Origin of the sequence: Albimonas donghaensis, from assembly GCF_900106695.1 — a bacterium.
Taxonomy (GTDB): domain Bacteria; phylum Pseudomonadota; class Alphaproteobacteria; order Rhodobacterales; family Rhodobacteraceae; genus Albimonas; species Albimonas donghaensis.
Genome location: NZ_FNMZ01000012.1, coordinates 37,855 through 54,520 on the forward strand (window position 1 = coordinate 37,855; position 16,666 = coordinate 54,520).

A 16,666-nucleotide genomic window follows, 5' to 3' on the forward strand; every position below is an offset into this window, starting at 1 on the left:
GCGGGGCTCCTCCCTGGAGTCTCGGGGCGGGCGACTCGGCCCCGTGGGGCGGTCGCGTCTCGTTGATCCGGGCCAGCATACTCCAGAGAATGTCGTTTGGGGAGACGCAAGGTCGCCCTCGGTTGGCGCGAAACCCGCATGGTGTTCCCATCGCCCCCAACCGCAGGAGCCCGCCCGATGCGCGACCCCGACGCCCTCCCCGACGCCCTCCCCGATGCCCGCCCCGCCGCCGAGATCGAGATCCCCGAACTTCCCGCCGACGCCCTGCCGGAGATCGACGCCGCCCGCCTGTGGGATCGCCACATGGCGATGGCGAAGATCGGCGCGCGACCCGTTGGCGGCGTGCATCGCCTGGCGCTGGATGCGGACGACATCGCCGCCCATCGCCAGCTTGCGGACTGGGCGCTGGCGCGGGGCTTTTCGGTGGCGCTCGACCCGGTGGGCAACATGTTCCTGCGCCGCGAAGGCGCCGACCCCGGCGCCGCCCCGGTGGTCTCCGGCTCGCATTGCGACAGCCAGCCGACGGGCGGACGCTTCGACGGCATCTACGGCGTGCTCTGCGCGCTGGAAGCCATGGAAACGGCGGAGGATCGCGGGATCGTCACCCGCAGGCCCCTGGAATGCGTGATCTGGGTGAACGAGGAGGGCTCGCGCTTTCGCCCCGGCTGCATGGGCTCGGAGGTCTATGCGGGTCTGCTCGGCCTGAACGCGGCGCTGGCCAAGGTGGGGGATGACGGCGGGATCCTCGGCGACGGCGTGGCCGATCTGCGCGCGGCGCTGCCCGAGGCCGGCGCGCGGGCGCTGGGCACGCCGTTTCACGCCCTGCTGGAGGCGCATATCGAGCAGGGGCCGCTGCTGGAGGCCGGCGGCGAGCTGATCGGCGTGGTCGACCGGGTGCAGGGGCACCGGCGGCTCGCGATCTCGGTGATCGGGCGGGAGGACCATTCCGGCGGCGCGCCGCTGAGCCTGCGCAAGGACGCCTTCGTCGATGCGATCGAGGTCTGCCGGGGGCTGGCGGATCTGTGCCGCGACCCCTCGGACGTGCTGCGCTTCACCTTCGGGCGGTTCACGGTGACGCCCAATGCGGTCTCGGTCGTGCCGGGGCGTGTGGACATGATCCTGGACCTGAGACACCCGTCGCAGGACGAGCTGACCCGGCTCGGGGACCTGGTGGCGGCGGAGGCGGCCGGGTTCGCGAAGCTCTGCGACGTGGGGGTGGAGGACACGAGCTGGCATGCGCCGGTGCGGTTCTCGGCCTCGGTGCAGGCGGCCTATGGGCGGGCGGCGGACCGGCGGGGATACGCGCGGCGGGGGATCGACTCGGGCGGCGGGCATGATGCGCGCTGGTTCCCCGGACGCTGGCCGACGGGGATGCTGTTCATCCCCTGCGAAGCGGGGATCAGCCACAACCCGGCCGAGAACGTGGACCCGGCCCATGCCGCCGCCGGCGCCCAGGTGATGGCCGACGTGATGCTTGAACTGGCGATGACCTGACCTGCGGGATGATCGCGCGGGAGGCGCCGGGCGGGGCAGGGCGCCCGCGCCATGGGCAAATGCGAACCCTGCTCCAAATTTGAAGTCGACTCCATTGACAGTGAGGGCCGGGCGCGGTGGTCTGCTCCCCGACCCCCACCCGTCGAACTTCCCCGCCGAACTTCCCCGCCGAACTTCCCCGCCGAACTTCCCCGCCGAACTTCCCCCCTGAACCTCCCCGCCGAACCTCCCGCCGACATCAAGGAGCCCTTGCGCGTGACCACTCTCACCCAGGACCAGCATGACCGGGCGGTGCGCTTCATCGCCGCCAACCGCTACCCGTTCCCGGACCAGCCGCACCCGTCCTGGCCGCTGCACTACCGGACCTGGGTCAACACCGCGACCCATCCGCGCCGGTCCATCGACACCCCGGACGGGCCCCATTTCCCCGACATCATGATCGTCGACGGCGAGAACGCGACGCGTGAGATCGGCGAGGTCGAGATGGATTTCGGCCCCGGGATCGCGACCCGCTGGAAGGCCGCCTCCGAGGCGGCCGACGACACCACGGAGACCGGCGCGCGGCATCTGCTGGTCTATGTGCCTGAGGGCCGCGAGGACGAGGCGCTGGCGATCCTGGAGGGGAACGACATCTCCTTCCACGCCCTGCGCGGGGTGCGGGTGGACGATGACGGCTCGGTGCATGTGCTGCCCCACCGCACCATCGGCAACGGCAAGGATCACCGCCCCAACAGCCCGCCGCCCGTCGCGGAGGACCCGGTGGTCGAGACCCCGGGCGAGGATGAGCGCGAGGCGGTGATGCGCTTCCTGCTGGCCGAGCGGTTTCCCTTCCCGGGCGAGGGCACGGCGCAATGGGGGCTGGACCTCTACCCGATCACCAACACCCGCCTGCACGCCCGCCGTGCGATCCCCGGGCCGGGAGGGGCGCTGTGGCCCTCGGTGGTGGTGGTCGACGCCGCGGAACGGCCCTGCAAGATCGGCATGGTCGAGATCGACGTCTCCGAGGCCAGCATCCCCGCCTGGCGCGCCATGTCGGAGACCGCGGTCTACGAGGGGCATTACACCGATCCCGACAACGGCAAGGGCGCGAAGCATTTCCTGCTTTACGTCCCGCTGGGGCGCGAGGACGCGGCGCGGGAGATGGTCAAGGCCGCCGGCATCTCCTGCGCCGGGGTGCGGGGCTATGAGGTGACCGAGGCGGGCCGGGTGCGGATGCCGGCCATCCTGCCCCCCACGGTTCCGGCGTGACCTGAGCGGTGCGGTCCGGCGCCCCCCCCGGTGGTTTCGGGGGAGGCGCCGCGCCCGCTCAGTCGGGCAGGCGCACGATCAGTTCGAGCTCGACCTTGAGGGTATCCGCCGCCAGCGTTTCCACCCCGATCCCGGTGACCGAGGGGCGGGCGCCGTCCAGCATCTCCAGCACCGGCGGGAACACCTGCTCCAGCGTTTCGGAGGTGAGCCCCACCACGTAGCAGCGCAGCATCGCCACATCCGCCGGCGTCGCCCCCAGCGCGTCCAGCGCGGCGCGGGCGTTGGCGGCGGCGAGACGGGATTGCGCGGCCAGATCCTCCGGCAGCGCCTCGTCCCCCTGCCGCGACGCGACCTGGCCCGAGACATAGGCCATGCGCCCCGGTTCCACGATCGAGATCTGGGAATAGCCCATCTCCGAGGGGTCGGGCAGCGTGGAAGGGTTCAAACGGGTGATGGTCTGGGGCATATATGCCTCTCGCATGTCGAGCGCGACACGTCGCGCGTTTCGGAAAGCACTACATGTGTAGTGGGAGAGGCGATGGCAAGGACCGACCGCAAGGACGCGATCCTGGACGCCGCGATCGGACTGATCGCGACGCTGGGGCTGGAGGGGACCACGCATCGGGCGGTGGACCGGGCGGCGGGGCTGCCGCAGGGCTCCACCAGCTATCATTTCCCGCGCAAGACCGGGCTGATCCTCGCCGCCGCCGCGCGGCTGGAGGGGCATCTCTCCGAGGATTGCGACGCGATGCAGGCCGAGTTCGCCCGGCGCGTGGCGGAGTCCGGCATGGACGCCGCCATCGCCTATGTGGGTGAGGAGCTGGCCGGCTATGCCGACGCCTCGCGCACGCTGTTCCTGGCGCGGATGGAGCTGACGCTCGCCGCCGCCCGCCACGCCGAGTTCGAGGGCCTGGGCGCGCGGCTGACCGAAGCCGCGCGCCGTCCCATCGCCTTTTTCCTCAAGCTGATTTCCGGCGGGCGCGAGGACGCGCCGGTGGAGACCTGCGCCGGCCTGATCGACGGGATCGCGCTGGCCTATGCGACCGGGCAGGGGCCTCGGCCCGATGCGGCGCAGATGGCGACGGTGTTCCGCGCCCTGCTCTGATCCGCACGCGTCGGGAGCGGGCGGCGGGCGAAGTTCCGGGCGTTCGGCAGGACGCAGGGGACGGGCGCAGGCTCGGCGACACCCCCGCCCCACCCCGCCCCGCACCGCCTCGCCTGATGCGCGGCGCCGGCCGGGCTGGCCGCGCTGCACCCCTGCGCCTCCGCCGCGACCCGGTTCGTCTCGTCCCGCTTCGCCAAGGGCCTGGGCGCGTTCCGGTCCGGATCCGTGGGCGTCTGCTTCGTGCGGGCGCCTGCGGCGGCGCAGGGACGGCTGACGCGGCGGGGCGAGCGGATGCACGGCCTCGACGCCTCGAACCGGTTCGGGAGCGACGGTTTCCTGCTGACCGGCGCCGGGAAGTTCTGGACGCGAAAGGGGGGGGGCGACGGCTCGCCCCCCCTCCCCCTGTCTCCCGGTCCTGCCGGCCGTCTCAGTCCTTGTGGGTGACCGAGCGCAGGAAATCGCGGGTCCGCTTCTCCTGCGGGGTGTCCATCAGGGCATGGGCGGGGCCGGTCTCGACCACGCGGCCCTGGTCCATGAACACCACGCGGTCGGCGACCTCGCGGGCGAAGCCGAGCTCATGGGTGACCACGATCATGGTCATCCCCTCGCGCGCCAGGTCCCGCATCACCGCCAGCACCTCGCCCACCAGTTCGGGATCGAGGGCGGAGGTCGGCTCGTCGAACAGCATCACCTTGGGGTTCATCGCCAGCGCGCGGGCGATGGCGGTGCGCTGCTGCTGCCCGCCCGAGAGATCCTTGGGAAAGCTGTCGGTCTTGTCCCCCAGCCCCACGCGGGTCAGCAGGGCGCGGGCGCGCTCGGTCGCCTTGGCCCGGCTTTCGCCCAGCACCTGCACCGGGCCCTCGGACACGTTCTGCAGGGCGGTCATGTGCGGGAACAGGTTGAAGCGCTGGAAGACCATGCCGGTCTTGCGCCGCTGGCGGGCGATCTCGCCGTCGGGCAGGGGGTGCAGCCGCTCCCCCTCCAGGCGGAAGCCCACCAGCTCCCCGTCCAGCCAGAGCGCGCCGTTGTCGATGCGCTCAAGCTGGTTGATGCAGCGCAGGAAGGTGGTCTTGCCCGAGCCCGAGGGGCCGATGATGCACACCACCTCCCCCTCGGCCACGTCGATGGACACGTCGGTCAGCGCCCGGAAATCCCCGAACAGCTTTCCCACTTTGCGGCCCGAGACGATGGGGGCGGCGGCGGGCGCGGCGGCGTCGGTCATGGCGGTCATTCCCCGGGCGTTCATTCCGTGCGCACCCCCGAGGCGAAGCCGCGGCCGAAGCGGCGTTCCAGCGCGCTCTGCCCGATGGAAAGGATCGTGACCACCACCAGATACCAGGCGGCGGCGACCATCAGCAGCTCGATGACCCGGGCGTTGAGATAATAGACGTCCTGCACCGACCGGAGCAGGTCCGAAAAGCCGATGATCGAGGCCAGCGACGTCATCTTCACCAGCCCGATGAACTCGTTGCCCAGCGGCGGGATCACCACGCGCATGGCCTGGGGCAGGATGATCCGGCGCAGCGAGGTCCAGTAGCCCATGCCGATGGCCTGCGCCGCCTCGAACTGGCCGCGGTCGACCGAGAGCAGCCCCGCGCGCACCACCTCGGACGTGTAGGCGCCCTGGTTCAGGCCCAGTCCCAGCAGGGTGGCGACGATGGGGGTGATCAGGTCGACGGTGCGGGCCGAGCCGATGCCGGGAACGCCCATATAGGGAAACACCAGCGCCAGGTTGAACCAGATCAGCAATTGCAGCACCACCGGCGTGCCGCGGAAGAACCACTGGTAGCCGATGGCGACCCAGCGCAGCACCGGATTGGGCGAGCCGCGCATCACCGCGCAGACCACGCCGATGACGATGCCCATGATCATGCAGGCGATCGACATCCAGATCGTGCCCCAGACCCCCTTGAGGATGGTGGGCCAGAACATGTGGTCGCCGGTCACGTCCCAGGCGATGTTGCCTTCCGCGAAGGCCTTGGTCAGCCAGGCGAGGATCAGCACGATCAGCGCCACCGCGGTCATGCGGCCCCATCGACGGGGCCGCACCTGGATCATCTTCGAGATATCGACCTCCGGCGCGGCCTCGCGACGCGCCGGGCCCGAGTGCGGGTTGGGGGCGATTGCGGCGGCCGCGCCGGACGTCAGGCTCACGGCTGCGGGCCCTCGTTGATGGTGATGTCCGGATAGGCGCTCAGACCCAGCTTCCACTTGTCGATCAGGGTCGCGTAGGTTCCGTCCGCGATCACCTCGGTCAGCGCGGCGAAGAAGGCGTCGCGCAGCTCGGGCTGATCCTTGTTGAAGGCGATGCCCATCAGCGCCGAGGAGATCGGGTCGCCCAGGGCGCGGAACTCGCCCGGATGCGCGTCGATGATCGCGGGCACGGCCTCCAGCCCCTGCACGGCGGCGACGGCGCGGCCGGTGCGCAGGTTGGTCAGCTGCTGCACGCGGTCGGTGTCCACGATGATGTCGATCGGCGCCTTGCCCGCGGCGACGCAGTTGGCCTCGGACCAGGCCTCGACGGTCTTGGGGTAGGAGGTCCCGCGCGAGGTGGTGATGGTCTTTCCGCAGAGATCGGTGTTGGCGGTCAGGTCGGCCTCGGCGGTGGGGGCGTAGAACTGGGCGCCGGCCTTGAGATAGTCGATGAAGTCGAAGATCTCGCGGCGCGCGGGCGTGTCGTAAAAGCCCGACATGATGAAGTCGACGCGGCGCGACTGGAGCGAGGGGGTCATCTGCTCGAACGAGCCGTCGAAGTATTCGATGGTCACGCCCAGCTTCTCACCGATCGCGGCGGCGAGGTCGATGTCGAAGCCGATGAACTCGTTGGTCGCCGGGTCGATCATCTCCAGCGGCGCGTAGCCGGTGTTGAGCGCCGACTTGATGACGCCGGCCTCCGTGTAGGCGGCGGGGAGTTCCTGCGCCCCGGCGACGCCGGTCATCCCGGCGGCGAGCGCCACGGCGAGGGCCGCGGCTTTGGTGAAGTTCGGCATCGAAGCCTCCTCTGTCCTGTTGGCGGGCCACGCCTTGATGGCGCGGTTCCCTGGGGGTCGGCGCGGGCGCCGCGGGGCGCCCGGACCGGGTTTGGAAACGGGGGGGGGCGTCGCGCGGCTCAGCGGCTGGGGCGCGCGATCTGCTCGGCGGGCGCGGGCCACATGGGCAGGCGCTCGACCATCGGGGACCACTCGCCGCGCTCCACCAGCCCGTCGATATGGGCGGCGATCTCGGCGCAGGTGGCGAACCAGACGTCGCCTTTCTCCATCATGTGCTCGATCAGGCCGACCTGGGCCTCGGCGCGCGCCAGCCGGCCCGAGACGAACGGGTGCCAGACCGCGGTCCACAGGCCGCCATGCTTCCAGGCGGCGTCGAAATCGGCGCGGAACACGTCCATGGCCCGGTCCGGGGACTGCACCGGCATGGACCAGTCCGCGGCCTTGAAGTTCACGTACTGGGTCCAGTCATCCAGCGAATTGTCATGGGGCAGGCAGACGATGGATTTCCCGTCCGGCCGCTCCAGCAGATAGGGGATGTCGTGGCCGCCCAGCGAGGCGTCGTAGCGCAGCCCGTGCTCGATCATCAGGTCGAGCGTGTGCTCGGAAAACGCGCCCGACGGGCAGCGATAGCCCACGGGCGGGGCGCCGGTGGCCTTCTCGATCGCCCTTATGCCGGCGATCATGATCTTCTCCTCGTCCTCGCGGGAGAACTGGTTGACCCGCTCGTGCAGCCAGCCGTGATGGCCGATCTCGTGGCCGCCGGAGATCAGGATCTCCATCGCCTCGGGATACTGCTCGATGCACCAGCCGGGGACGAAGACCGTCTGCCGGATGCCGAAATGCTTCCAGATCTTCGCGATGCGCGGGATCGCCACCCTGGCCCCGTAGCGCAGCGTGGCCGCGGCTCCCATGCGCCGGGTGACGTCGGCCGAGGGGTAGTAGAGGTGCAGCAGGCTCTCCGCATCGAAATCATAGGCGAAGCAGACCGCGCATCTGGCGCCGTTGGGCCAGGGCGGGGGATTGTCGATCAGGCTCAGCACGACCGGCGCCCGACTTGCATGGTCCCGAGGGCGGAAAAGGCGAGGGTCATCGGCGCAGGGCCTCCGTGGCGGTGCGAGGGCGGTCCGCGGTGCGGTCCGGGGGGGCTCCGGGACTGGCCCGGGACTGGGCGCGCAGCCGGTCATGCTGCGATGCGGCATTGTCTGGACCTGACAAGTCTAATGTCAACTCTATTTTTGTAGTCGCATACAATTACCCTGCGAGCGCGGCGTCTGCTATGGATCGCCCCGAATGGCGAGCGCTAGGGAGGCGAATCGGTGGCGGCAGGCGGCCTGAGGGAAAAACACAAGAAGCGCAGGCTGAAGCAGGTGCTGGACGCGGCGGACCGGCTGTTCACCAAGCACGGCTATGAGGCGACGCGGATCGAGACCATCGCCGACAGCGCCTCGGTGGCGCCGGCGACGGTCTACAACTACTTCTCCACCAAGCCGAACCTGCTGATGGAACTGGCGCTTCGCCATGTGAAGGCGGCGCTGCCCGAACGGCGGGCCTATCTGCGCGACCTGCCCGACGACATCTTCGCCGGCGTGCTGGGGTTCGAGCGTCTGCTGGCCGAGCAGGCCATGCGCCACCTGTCGCGGGAAAGCTGGCGGGTGATCCTGTCGGCCCAGCACCTGGAGCCGGGGGGCAAGGCCAGCCGCACCGGCGCGCGGCTCAACAACTTGATCAAGCGGCATTACATGCGGCTGCTGCGCACCTACCAGGCCCGCGGCGTGCTGCGCGCGGACGTGGACGTGATGGCGCTGTCCAACCTGATCGTGGGCATCACCACCCAGGACTTTTCAAGATTCGTCGCCTCGCAGAGCGGCACCATCGAGGACCTGCTCGCCACCGGCGTGCCGCATGTCCGGCTGATCCTGACCGGACTGCTGACCGAGGAGGCCGCGGCCTGAGCGTCGGGCGGGCCGCGGGCCGGGGTCGGGGCTGGAGTCGGGGCCGGAGTCGGGGGCCGTCCCGGCGCTCACTCCAATCATGGAGTCATCTCCAATTTGATGTTGCGGCGCGGCGCCGGCCCGCGCTAGGCTCCGCCCCGCGCCTCCGCCCCGACGCGGCCGAAAGGCCCGCGCGTCGCGGCCCGCGGGCGATCCCGGCATTCCGCCGTCGATATCGAAGGAGCCTCCCTTGAACGCGATCACGGAGAACGAGTGGCGCTACAACCAGCTGATCAAGCGCTTCCCGTCCGAGCCCGAGCCGGCCTTCGAAGCGCCCGATCAGCTTGAGCGCTGGTGGGGCCGCAACTGGGGCTGCTCCAACGACGTGGGCCGGCTCCGCGTGGTGCTGATGCATCGTCCGGGGGAGGAGGTGAACCAGGTCGACACCGCCCGGCGCCTGGACAACAACGCCTTCGGCGATGAGCAGACCGGCTGGTACTGGCGCGGCGACACGCCCCCGGACCTGCCCGGCATGCAGGCCCAGCACGACGCCTATGTGGCGCTGCTGCGCGCCGAGGGGGTCGAGGTCGTCTTCGTCGACAAGGCCGCCGAGGGCCGGATGAAGACCTGCTACACCCGCGATTCCGTCATCGGCGTCGGCGGCGGGGCCATCGTCACCCGGCTGGGCCCGAAGATCCGCCGGGGCGAGGAGCTGCCCGTCACCCGCACGCTCGCCGGCATCGGCTGCCCGATCCTGCGCACCATCTCGGGGACCGGCGTGATGGAGGGCGGGTCGTTCTGCTGGCTCAACTCCAAAACCGTCGCCATCGGCCTGTCGTCCCGCGTCAACGAGGAAGGCGCGCGCCAGGTGGAGGAGGTGCTCCGCACCCAGGGCGTCGAGCTGATCCGCGTCGGGCTGACCGGCTACCGGCTGCATATCGACGGGGTCTTCGTGATGCTCGCCCCCGATCTCGCGCTGTGCAACTCCGCGCTGCTGCCCTGGGAGTTCATCCAGCGGCTGGGCGAGCTGGGCATCAAACTGATCGAAGTCTGCCCGGAGGATGACAGCTCGATCATCAACAGCCTCGCCATCGGGCCGGGGCGGGTGATCATGCCCGACGGACTCTCGACCCGCACCGAGCGCGAGCTGACCCGGGCGGGCGTCGAGATCCTCCAGCTTCCCTATGACAAGGTGATCCTGGGCGGCGGCGGGCTGCACTGCTCGACCTCGCCGCTGATCCGCGACGAGGTTTGATCATGAGCAACTGGACCGAAGCCCAGACCGAGGCGCTGGCCTGGCTGGAGGCGAACCACGCCGCCCTGTCGGACGACCACATGACCATCTGGGACATGCACGAGCCGAGCTGGCGGGAATACCGCTCCTCCGCCTGGTACATGGACCGGCTGGAGGCCGAGGGCTTCACGGTGGAGCGCGGCACGGCCGGCATGCCCACCGCCTTCCGCGCCACCTGGACCAACGGGCCGGGGCCGAAGATCGCGGGCTACGCCGAATACGACGCGGTGCCGGGGCAGAGCCAGGAGGCCGTGCCCTACCGCAAGCCGCGCGAAGGCGTGTCCAAGCACGCCGCGGGCCATACCGACCCGCATTCGGCGCTGGGCATCGGGTCTTTCGCCGGCTTCCTCGCCGCCAAGCGGGCGATGGAGACGAAGGGCGTCACCGGCACGCTGGTCTTCTTCGGCGAGCCGGCGGAGAAGATGTGCGGCTCCAAACCCATCCACGCCGCCCACGGGTTCTATGACGGGCTGGACGCGGCGATCAGCTTCCACCCGCATTCCTTCCCCGCGCTGACCAACGGCTGCTTCTGGGAGACGACCTCGGCCCCGCTCTGGAGCCGGATCTACACCTTCCAGTGCGAGGAGCCGGAGACCTGGCAGTCCGGGCTCAACGCCGGCGGCGTCACCCATGGCCACGCCGCGGCGCGGGCGCCCGGCGCGCTGGACGCGGTGTGCATGATGTACACCAATTCCAAGCTGATGAAGGAGACCATGCTGCCCCATGCCGGGTCGTGGTCGATGAACGAGTTCATCCCCATCGCCGGGCAGGCCACCGCCGACAACGTGGCGCCGGCCATCGGCCAGATCCAGTACACGCTCCGCGCCCCCAACATCGCGATGTGCGACGCGGCGTTCTCGGTGCTCGACCGCAACGCCGAGCAGATCGCCGGCATGACTCATTGCACGGTCGAGGCCGCCTGGGTCGCGCGCACCCGCGCCGGTCTGCCCAACAAGGCGATGGCCGAGATCACCTTCCGCAACTTCGAGAAGCTCGGCGCGCCCCAATGGGGCGAGGAGGCCAAGGCCTTCGCGCGCGAGATGCAGAAGAACCTCGGGCTGGAGCCGATGGAGAAGCCCTTCGTCGACAAGCTCCAGGAACTGACCCCGCCCTGGGAGGCCGAGAAGGCGTTCCGCGAGCAGCTTCCCGCCTGGCAGCTCAACTACGCGGCCGACGATTACGTGGACTACACCTGGCACGCGCCGACCGTGCGGCTCTATGTGGGCAAGCCGACCTTGCAGCCGCCGGCGGGGAACTACCGCTACCCGGACTGGACCCGTCACGCGATGGGCGGAATGCGGGCCTGCATCGACCCGATGTGGTCGAAGGCGGCGGAGGTGATCGCGACCACCGTGCTCGACCTGCTGACCGACGCCGACGCGCTGGCCCGCGCCAGGGCCGAGTTCGAAGAGCGCACCGGCGGCGGCGTGGGCGGGACGGAATGGGTGGCGCCGCTGCTGCCCTCCGACTTCAAGGCGCCCATCGGCTATCGCTGGCCGGAATACGTGGAGACCCCGCGCGGCCGCGAGTGGACCGTGCCGGAATGACCGCGACCCGGTTCGAGAGACCCGGGACAGGCGCCGGAACCGGGGCCGGCGCCCATCCCGGCGGCGCGGCGGAGGCGGAGGGGCGCGGCCTCTCCGTCGCCGCCGCCGTTGCGCAACGGCGCTCGGTCCGCGCCTTTCTTCCCGATCCGGTGGACCCGGCGGTGGCGGAGCGGGCGTTGCGGCGGGCGGCGCGGGCGCCCTCGGGCTCCAACATGCAGCCCTGGTCGGCGCGGATCGTCACCGGCGCCCGCCTCGATGCGCTGCTGGCGATGACCGCCGCCCAACGCGCCGCGCTGCCGGGCGGCGAGCCCATGGACCCGCCCTTCCTGCCCGCAGCCGGCCCCCCGCCCGAGGGCCGGGCCCGCAAGATCCGCAATGGCGAGCTGCTTTACGGCGCGCTGGGCATCGACCGGTCCGACGCCGCCGCCCGGGCGGCGTGGAACGAAGAGAACTTCCGCTTTTTCGGCGCGCCGCTGGGCGTGTTCCTGCTGATCGACCGGCAGGCGAACCCCTGGCAATGGCTCGATCTCGGCATCTACCTGCAATCGGTCCTGCTGTTGCTGGAGGAAGCCGGTCTCGCGACCTGTCCGCAGGCCGACTGGGCCATGCATGGCGAAGCCGTCGCCCGCCATCTCGGCGCGCCGGCTTCCCGGCGGCTGGTCTGCGGCATCGCCGTGGGCCATGCTGACCCCGACGCGCCCGAGAATGTCTATCGATCCGAGCGGGACGACCCGCTCTCCGGCGACCCCGACGCCGGCCCCCCGCGACCCGGAGACCTCGCATGAACGCCCCGACCTCGATCCCCCCCAGGCCCGCCCCCGACCATGTGGCGACCGAGCAGGAGCTGCGCGAGGATCTCGCCGCCGCCTACCGGCTGATCGCCCATTTCGGGATGACCGACCTGGTGTTCACCCATCTCTCGGTCCGGGTCCCGGGCGAGGGGCACCGGTTCCTGGTCAATCCCTACGGCCTGCTGTTCGAGGAGATCACCGCTTCCTCGCTGGTGCTGGTGGACGCGGAGGGGGAGCCCGCGCAGGAGACCTCGTTCCCGGTCAACCCGGCGGGCTTCGTGATCCACTCCGCCGTCCACCGGGAGCGTGAGGATGCGGGCTGCGTCATGCACACCCATACCCAGGCGGGGATGACGGTGGCGGCGCAGGCGGGGGGGCTCCTGCCGCTCAACCAGATCTCGATCGAGTTCCACGGCCGGGTGAACATCCACGAATACGAGGGCATCGCCGCCGACGACAACCTGTCGGAGCGCGAGCGGCTGGTCCGCGATCTGGGCGACGGCTGCGGGCTGATCCTGCGCAATCACGGGTTGCTGACCGTGGGCCGGACCGTGGCCGAGGCCTTTTACTACATGTATTATCTGGAGCAGGCCTGCCGGCTCCAGGTCTCGGCCCAGGCCACGAGCGTGGCGCTGTCGATGCCGCCGGGCCAGGTGGTGGAGCGCACCGCCAGGCAGTTCTCCGCCGGCACGGCCAAGGGCTGGCTGCCCTGGCAGGCGCTGAGGCGCAAGCTGGACCGCGAGCAGCCGGACTACCGGTCCTGATCGCCGCCGCCTGACCGGCGCGGGCCGGTCGGGCGGCGCGTCCGCGGCGCATCGGCGGCGACGATCCGGCCTTGCGAAGACGGGTCGGCTCGGGCAAGCCCGCCGATGGCAATGACCCGGCGGGCGTTCCGCGCGTCCGGGGTCGGACGTCTCGCAAGCCCGGCCCCGACCGATCCGGGCGAGGCCCGGGCCGGCGCGATCCGCAGGGCGGGCGGGGCAGGCCGCCCCGCCCCGCCCCGCCCCGCCGCGTCCCGCCCCGCCCCGCCTCGCACGCAGGGAACCGCGCGCCCCGCCCCGCTCCACGCGCAGGGCCATGACATTCGAAGACCAGAGGGAAGATCCCGAAGATGACCGCCCAAGCCAATACCGCCCCCGAAGCGCCCGCCGGCGCCAACCCCCCGACGGGCGGCGAGATCGCCGTCGAGGCGCTGATCGCCAACGGCGTCGACACGCTGTTCGCGCTGCCGGGCGTGCAGCTCGACCACCTGTTCAACGCGCTGCACGGCGCCCAGGACCGGCTGCGGGTGATCCATTCGCGCCATGAGCAGGGGGTGGCCTATATGGCGCTGGGCTACGCGATGGCGTCCGGGAAGGTCGGCGCCTATGCGGTGGTGCCGGGGCCGGGCTTCCTGAACACCGGCGCGGCGCTGTCCACCGCCTACGCCACCCATGCGCCGGTGCTGGCCGTGGTCGGCCAGATCGTCACCGGCGCCATCGGCCAGGGCGGGGGCGAGCTGCACGAGCTTCCCGACCAGGGCGCCATCATCGCCGGGCTGACCCGCTGGAGCGGCGCCGCGATGGAGGCCGACGCCGTCGCCGGCGTCATGGACGGCGCCTTCGCGGCGCTGGCCTCGGGCAAGGCCCCCGCGGGGGTGGAACTTCCGGCCAACGTGCTGAAGAACCGCGCCTCCGAAGGGGTGGAGATCGCCGCCGCCGTCGCCCCCGCCCCCAGCGCCGGAGAGCCGGAGCTGATCGCCCGCGCAGCCAGGATGCTGGCCGGCGCCAAGGCCCCGCTGATCTGGATCGGCTCGGGCGCGCTCGACTGCCGCGAGCAGCTCGTGGCGCTGTCGCGCCGGCTGGGCGCGCCGGTCGCCTGCCACCTGCAGGGCCGCGGCGTGATGCGCTCCGACGACCCCTGGGGGGTCGGCATGTGGGAGGGGCGCAAGCTCTGGGCCGACGCGGACGTGATCCTCGCCGTCGGCACCCGCCTGCATTCCATGCGCAAGCGCTGGGGCGTGGAGGGGCGCGAGATCATCCGCATCGACCATGACCCCGCCCAGTTCGCCCGCGGCGAGGCCCCGACGCTCGCCATCGAGGCCGAGGCCGGCGCCGCCCTGACCGCGCTGGTCGCCGCGGTGCAGGCCGAACCCGCGCCCGAGGGCGTCGAGGCCCGCCAGGCCCATGTGGCCGAGCTCAAGACCGCCAAGGCCATGGAGTTCGAGGAGAAGCTCGCCCCCCAGATGGCTTACCTGCGCGCCATCCGCGCGGCGCTGCCCGAGGACGCGGCGGTGGTCTGCGACTACACCCAGATCGGCTACGCCGCGACCGGGGCCTTGCCCGTGGACCTGCCCCGCCGGCTGATCACGCCGGGCTACCAGGGCACGCTGGGCTTCGGCTACGCGACCACGCTGGGCGTGAAGGTGGCGCTGCCGGACACGCCGGTGGTGGGGCTCTGCGGGGACGGCGGGTTCCTGTTCACCGGCAACGAGATCGCCACGGCGGTCCAGTTCGGGATCAACGCGGTGGGCGTGGTCTTCGCCGACGGGGCCTATGGCAACGTGCGCCGGATGCAGGCCAACCTGCATGGCGGCAAGATGATCTCGACCGAGCTGCGCAACCCCGATTTCGTCGCCTATGCCGAGAGCTTCGGCGCCGAGGCCCGCCGGGTCGACAGCCCCGAGGGGCTGGAGGAAGCCCTGCGCTGGGCCATCACCCGCCCCGGCCCGACGATCATCGAGGTCACCATGCCGGTGCTGCCCGACCCCTGGGCGCTGCTCGAACCGGCCTGAGCCGGGCTGGCTAGGCCGGCCGGCTCCTTCGCGGGGCGGGGCCGGGCCGGTCCCCATGATCCATGATCCATGAAAGGGCGCGCCTCGTCGGGCGCGCCCTTTTCGCCAGGCGCGCGGCGCAACCGATGCGGGCGATTGACAGGGGGGCGGTGCTCCGGGTTGATCGGGGCGCCCCTGCGGCGCCCTTCCGGCGCCGCGCCCCGGACGGAGCCCGCGCCATGCCCCGACGCCTTTCCCCCGGCCCGCCGTCGCGACCTTCGCCGCCGGGCCGCGACCGCCGGGCGCGGGCGTGAGCGGCGCGCGCCCGCCTCGGGCGCCGGCCTGGCTGGCGTTGCTGGGGCTGACGCTGGGGGTCTGCGTGACCAACGGGTTCGCCCGCTTCGCCTACGGGCTGATCCTGCCCGCCATGCGCGAGGACCTGGGCTGGACCTATGCCGAGGCCGGCTGGCTCAACGCCGCCAACGCCTTCGGCTATGTCTTCGGCGCGCTGGTCACGCTGGCCCTGTCGCAGCGGGTCCCGGCCTCGCGCCTGTTCAGCGTCGGCATGGCGGGCTGCGCGGGCTTCCTGCTCGCCACCGGGCTGACCGAGGACTTCGCCGCCCAGACCGCCTGGCGCGTGCTGACCGGGGTGTTCGGCGCCGCGGCCTTCGTGGCGGGCGGGGCGCTTTCGGCCGCCATGCATCGCGACGACCCGCGGCGCAACGCCATGGCCATCGCGCTTTATTTCGGGCTCGGCGGTGGGTTGGGCATGGTGCTGAGCGGCGCGGTCCTGCCGTTCCTGTTCGCGCGGCTCGGCCCCGGCGCCTGGCCCATGGCCTGGCTGCTGCTGGGGGGCGCGAGCCTGGCGTTCCTGCCGCTGTGCATCTGGGCGTCCGAGAGCCTGCGCCCGCCCCGCGCCGCCCCCGGCGCCCCGCGGGCGGCGCGCGCCCGGCTGCCGATCCGCGCCATGGCGGCGGCGATCGCGGGCTATGGCTGCTTCGGACTGGGATACATCGTCTACGTCACCTTCATCGTCGCCCTGATCGCCTCACGCGATGGCGGCCCGGGGCTGGTCGCCGCCACCTGGGGGATGATCGGGGTGGGCATCGCCGTCTCGCCCTTCGCCTGGCGCGGGATCTTCGCGCGCCACGCCTCGGGGCGGCCGCTGGCGATGGTGCTGGGGGTGATGACGCTGGGAACGGCGCTGCCGGTGCTGACCGGCTCGCTCGCCGGGCTCATGGTTTCGGCGCTGCTGTTCGGGCTGACGGTGTTCATGGCGCCGGGGGCGGTGACCTCGTTCAGCCGCCGCAACCTGCCCGAGCCCGCCTGGACCGCGGGGGTGAGCCTGTTCACCCTGGTCTTCGCCATCGGCCAGACCATCGGTCCGGTGGCTGCGGGGGCGCTGGGCGACGCGTTCGGGGATATCGGGCCGGGCATCGCCTCGGCCGGCGCGATCCTGGCGCTGGGGGCCGGGGTGTCGCTGCTGCAAAAGCCGCTGTCATAGCCGGCGAGGG

The 16,666-nt window shown here is 71.6% G+C and carries 15 protein-coding genes; 10 read left to right on the plus strand and 5 right to left on the minus strand.

Annotated features, from left to right (window positions below; genetic code table 11):
- Positions 1 to 177: 177 nt before the first annotated feature.
- Positions 178 to 1,494: a M20 family metallo-hydrolase gene (locus BLV24_RS19940; protein ID WP_092685156.1), complete on the plus strand. Its 1,317-nt coding sequence runs from the start codon at positions 178 to 180 to the stop codon at positions 1,492 to 1,494.
- A gap of 255 nt (positions 1,495 to 1,749) precedes the next feature.
- Positions 1,750 to 2,742 (plus strand): hypothetical protein, encoded by a 993-nt coding sequence (locus BLV24_RS19945; protein ID WP_092685158.1) that lies wholly within the window; start codon positions 1,750 to 1,752, stop codon positions 2,740 to 2,742.
- A 58-nt stretch (positions 2,743 to 2,800) separates the two neighbouring features.
- Here BLV24_RS19945 and BLV24_RS19950 read toward each other — a convergent pair whose 3' ends face one another.
- Entirely contained in the window at positions 2,801 to 3,208 is a 408-nt protein-coding gene (locus tag BLV24_RS19950) for a RidA family protein (RefSeq protein WP_092685160.1), read from the minus strand.
- 72 nt (positions 3,209 to 3,280) lie between these two features.
- Here BLV24_RS19950 and BLV24_RS19955 point away from each other — a divergent pair, with 72 nt between their 5' ends.
- Entirely contained in the window at positions 3,281 to 3,847 is a 567-nt protein-coding gene (locus tag BLV24_RS19955; protein WP_092685162.1) for a TetR/AcrR family transcriptional regulator, read from the plus strand.
- A gap of 427 nt (positions 3,848 to 4,274) precedes the next feature.
- Here the strand turns inward: BLV24_RS19955 and BLV24_RS19960 are convergent, their stop codons facing one another.
- The 4 genes from BLV24_RS19960 to BLV24_RS19975 form a co-directional block, all read right to left on the minus strand.
- A complete protein-coding gene (locus BLV24_RS19960; protein ID WP_092685347.1) occupies positions 4,275 to 5,069 on the minus strand; it encodes an amino acid ABC transporter ATP-binding protein in 795 nt (264 codons plus the stop codon).
- A gap of 20 nt (positions 5,070 to 5,089) precedes the next feature.
- Positions 5,090 to 6,001 (minus strand): amino acid ABC transporter permease, encoded by a 912-nt coding sequence (locus BLV24_RS19965; protein ID WP_218133484.1) that lies wholly within the window; start codon positions 5,999 to 6,001, stop codon positions 5,090 to 5,092.
- Positions 5,998 to 6,837 carry an ABC transporter substrate-binding protein gene (locus BLV24_RS19970; protein ID WP_092685164.1) on the minus strand — a complete coding sequence of 280 codons (840 nt, stop codon included), beginning with the start codon at positions 6,835 to 6,837 and terminating at the stop codon, positions 5,998 to 6,000. The genes BLV24_RS19965 and BLV24_RS19970 overlap by 4 nt, the downstream gene beginning before the upstream one ends.
- 119 nt (positions 6,838 to 6,956) lie before the next feature.
- The gene (locus BLV24_RS19975; RefSeq protein WP_092685166.1) at positions 6,957 to 7,877 is read right to left on the minus strand and encodes a polysaccharide deacetylase family protein; all 921 of its coding nucleotides are present in this window, start codon (positions 7,875 to 7,877) and stop codon (positions 6,957 to 6,959) included.
- A gap of 276 nt (positions 7,878 to 8,153) precedes the next feature.
- On the opposite strand from BLV24_RS19975, the gene BLV24_RS19980 reads away from it, so the two are divergent.
- From BLV24_RS19980 to BLV24_RS20010, 7 genes are all read left to right on the plus strand, one after another.
- Positions 8,154 to 8,789, plus strand: coding sequence for a TetR/AcrR family transcriptional regulator (locus BLV24_RS19980; RefSeq protein WP_092685168.1), 636 nt, complete (start codon positions 8,154 to 8,156; stop codon positions 8,787 to 8,789).
- A gap of 229 nt (positions 8,790 to 9,018) precedes the next feature.
- Positions 9,019 to 10,023 carry a dimethylarginine dimethylaminohydrolase family protein gene (locus BLV24_RS19985; protein WP_092685170.1) on the plus strand — a complete coding sequence of 335 codons (1,005 nt, stop codon included), beginning with the start codon at positions 9,019 to 9,021 and terminating at the stop codon, positions 10,021 to 10,023.
- A 2-nt stretch (positions 10,024 to 10,025) separates the two neighbouring features.
- Positions 10,026 to 11,609 (plus strand): zinc-binding metallopeptidase family protein, encoded by a 1,584-nt coding sequence (locus BLV24_RS19990; RefSeq protein ID WP_092685172.1) that lies wholly within the window; start codon positions 10,026 to 10,028, stop codon positions 11,607 to 11,609.
- Entirely contained in the window at positions 11,606 to 12,394 is a 789-nt protein-coding gene (locus tag BLV24_RS19995) for a nitroreductase family protein (protein ID WP_092685174.1), read from the plus strand. The genes BLV24_RS19990 and BLV24_RS19995 overlap by 4 nt, the downstream gene beginning before the upstream one ends.
- Entirely contained in the window at positions 12,391 to 13,164 is a 774-nt protein-coding gene (locus BLV24_RS20000; RefSeq protein ID WP_092685176.1) for a class II aldolase/adducin family protein, read from the plus strand. The genes BLV24_RS19995 and BLV24_RS20000 overlap by 4 nt, the downstream gene beginning before the upstream one ends.
- Positions 13,165 to 13,511: 347 nt before the next feature.
- On the plus strand, positions 13,512 to 15,173 hold the full coding sequence (locus BLV24_RS20005) for a thiamine pyrophosphate-dependent enzyme (protein ID WP_092685178.1): 1,662 nt from the start codon (positions 13,512 to 13,514) through the stop codon (positions 15,171 to 15,173).
- A 289-nt stretch (positions 15,174 to 15,462) separates the two neighbouring features.
- Positions 15,463 to 16,656: a YbfB/YjiJ family MFS transporter gene (locus BLV24_RS20010; RefSeq protein WP_092685180.1), complete on the plus strand. Its 1,194-nt coding sequence runs from the start codon at positions 15,463 to 15,465 to the stop codon at positions 16,654 to 16,656.
- Positions 16,657 to 16,666: the final 10 nt, after the last annotated feature.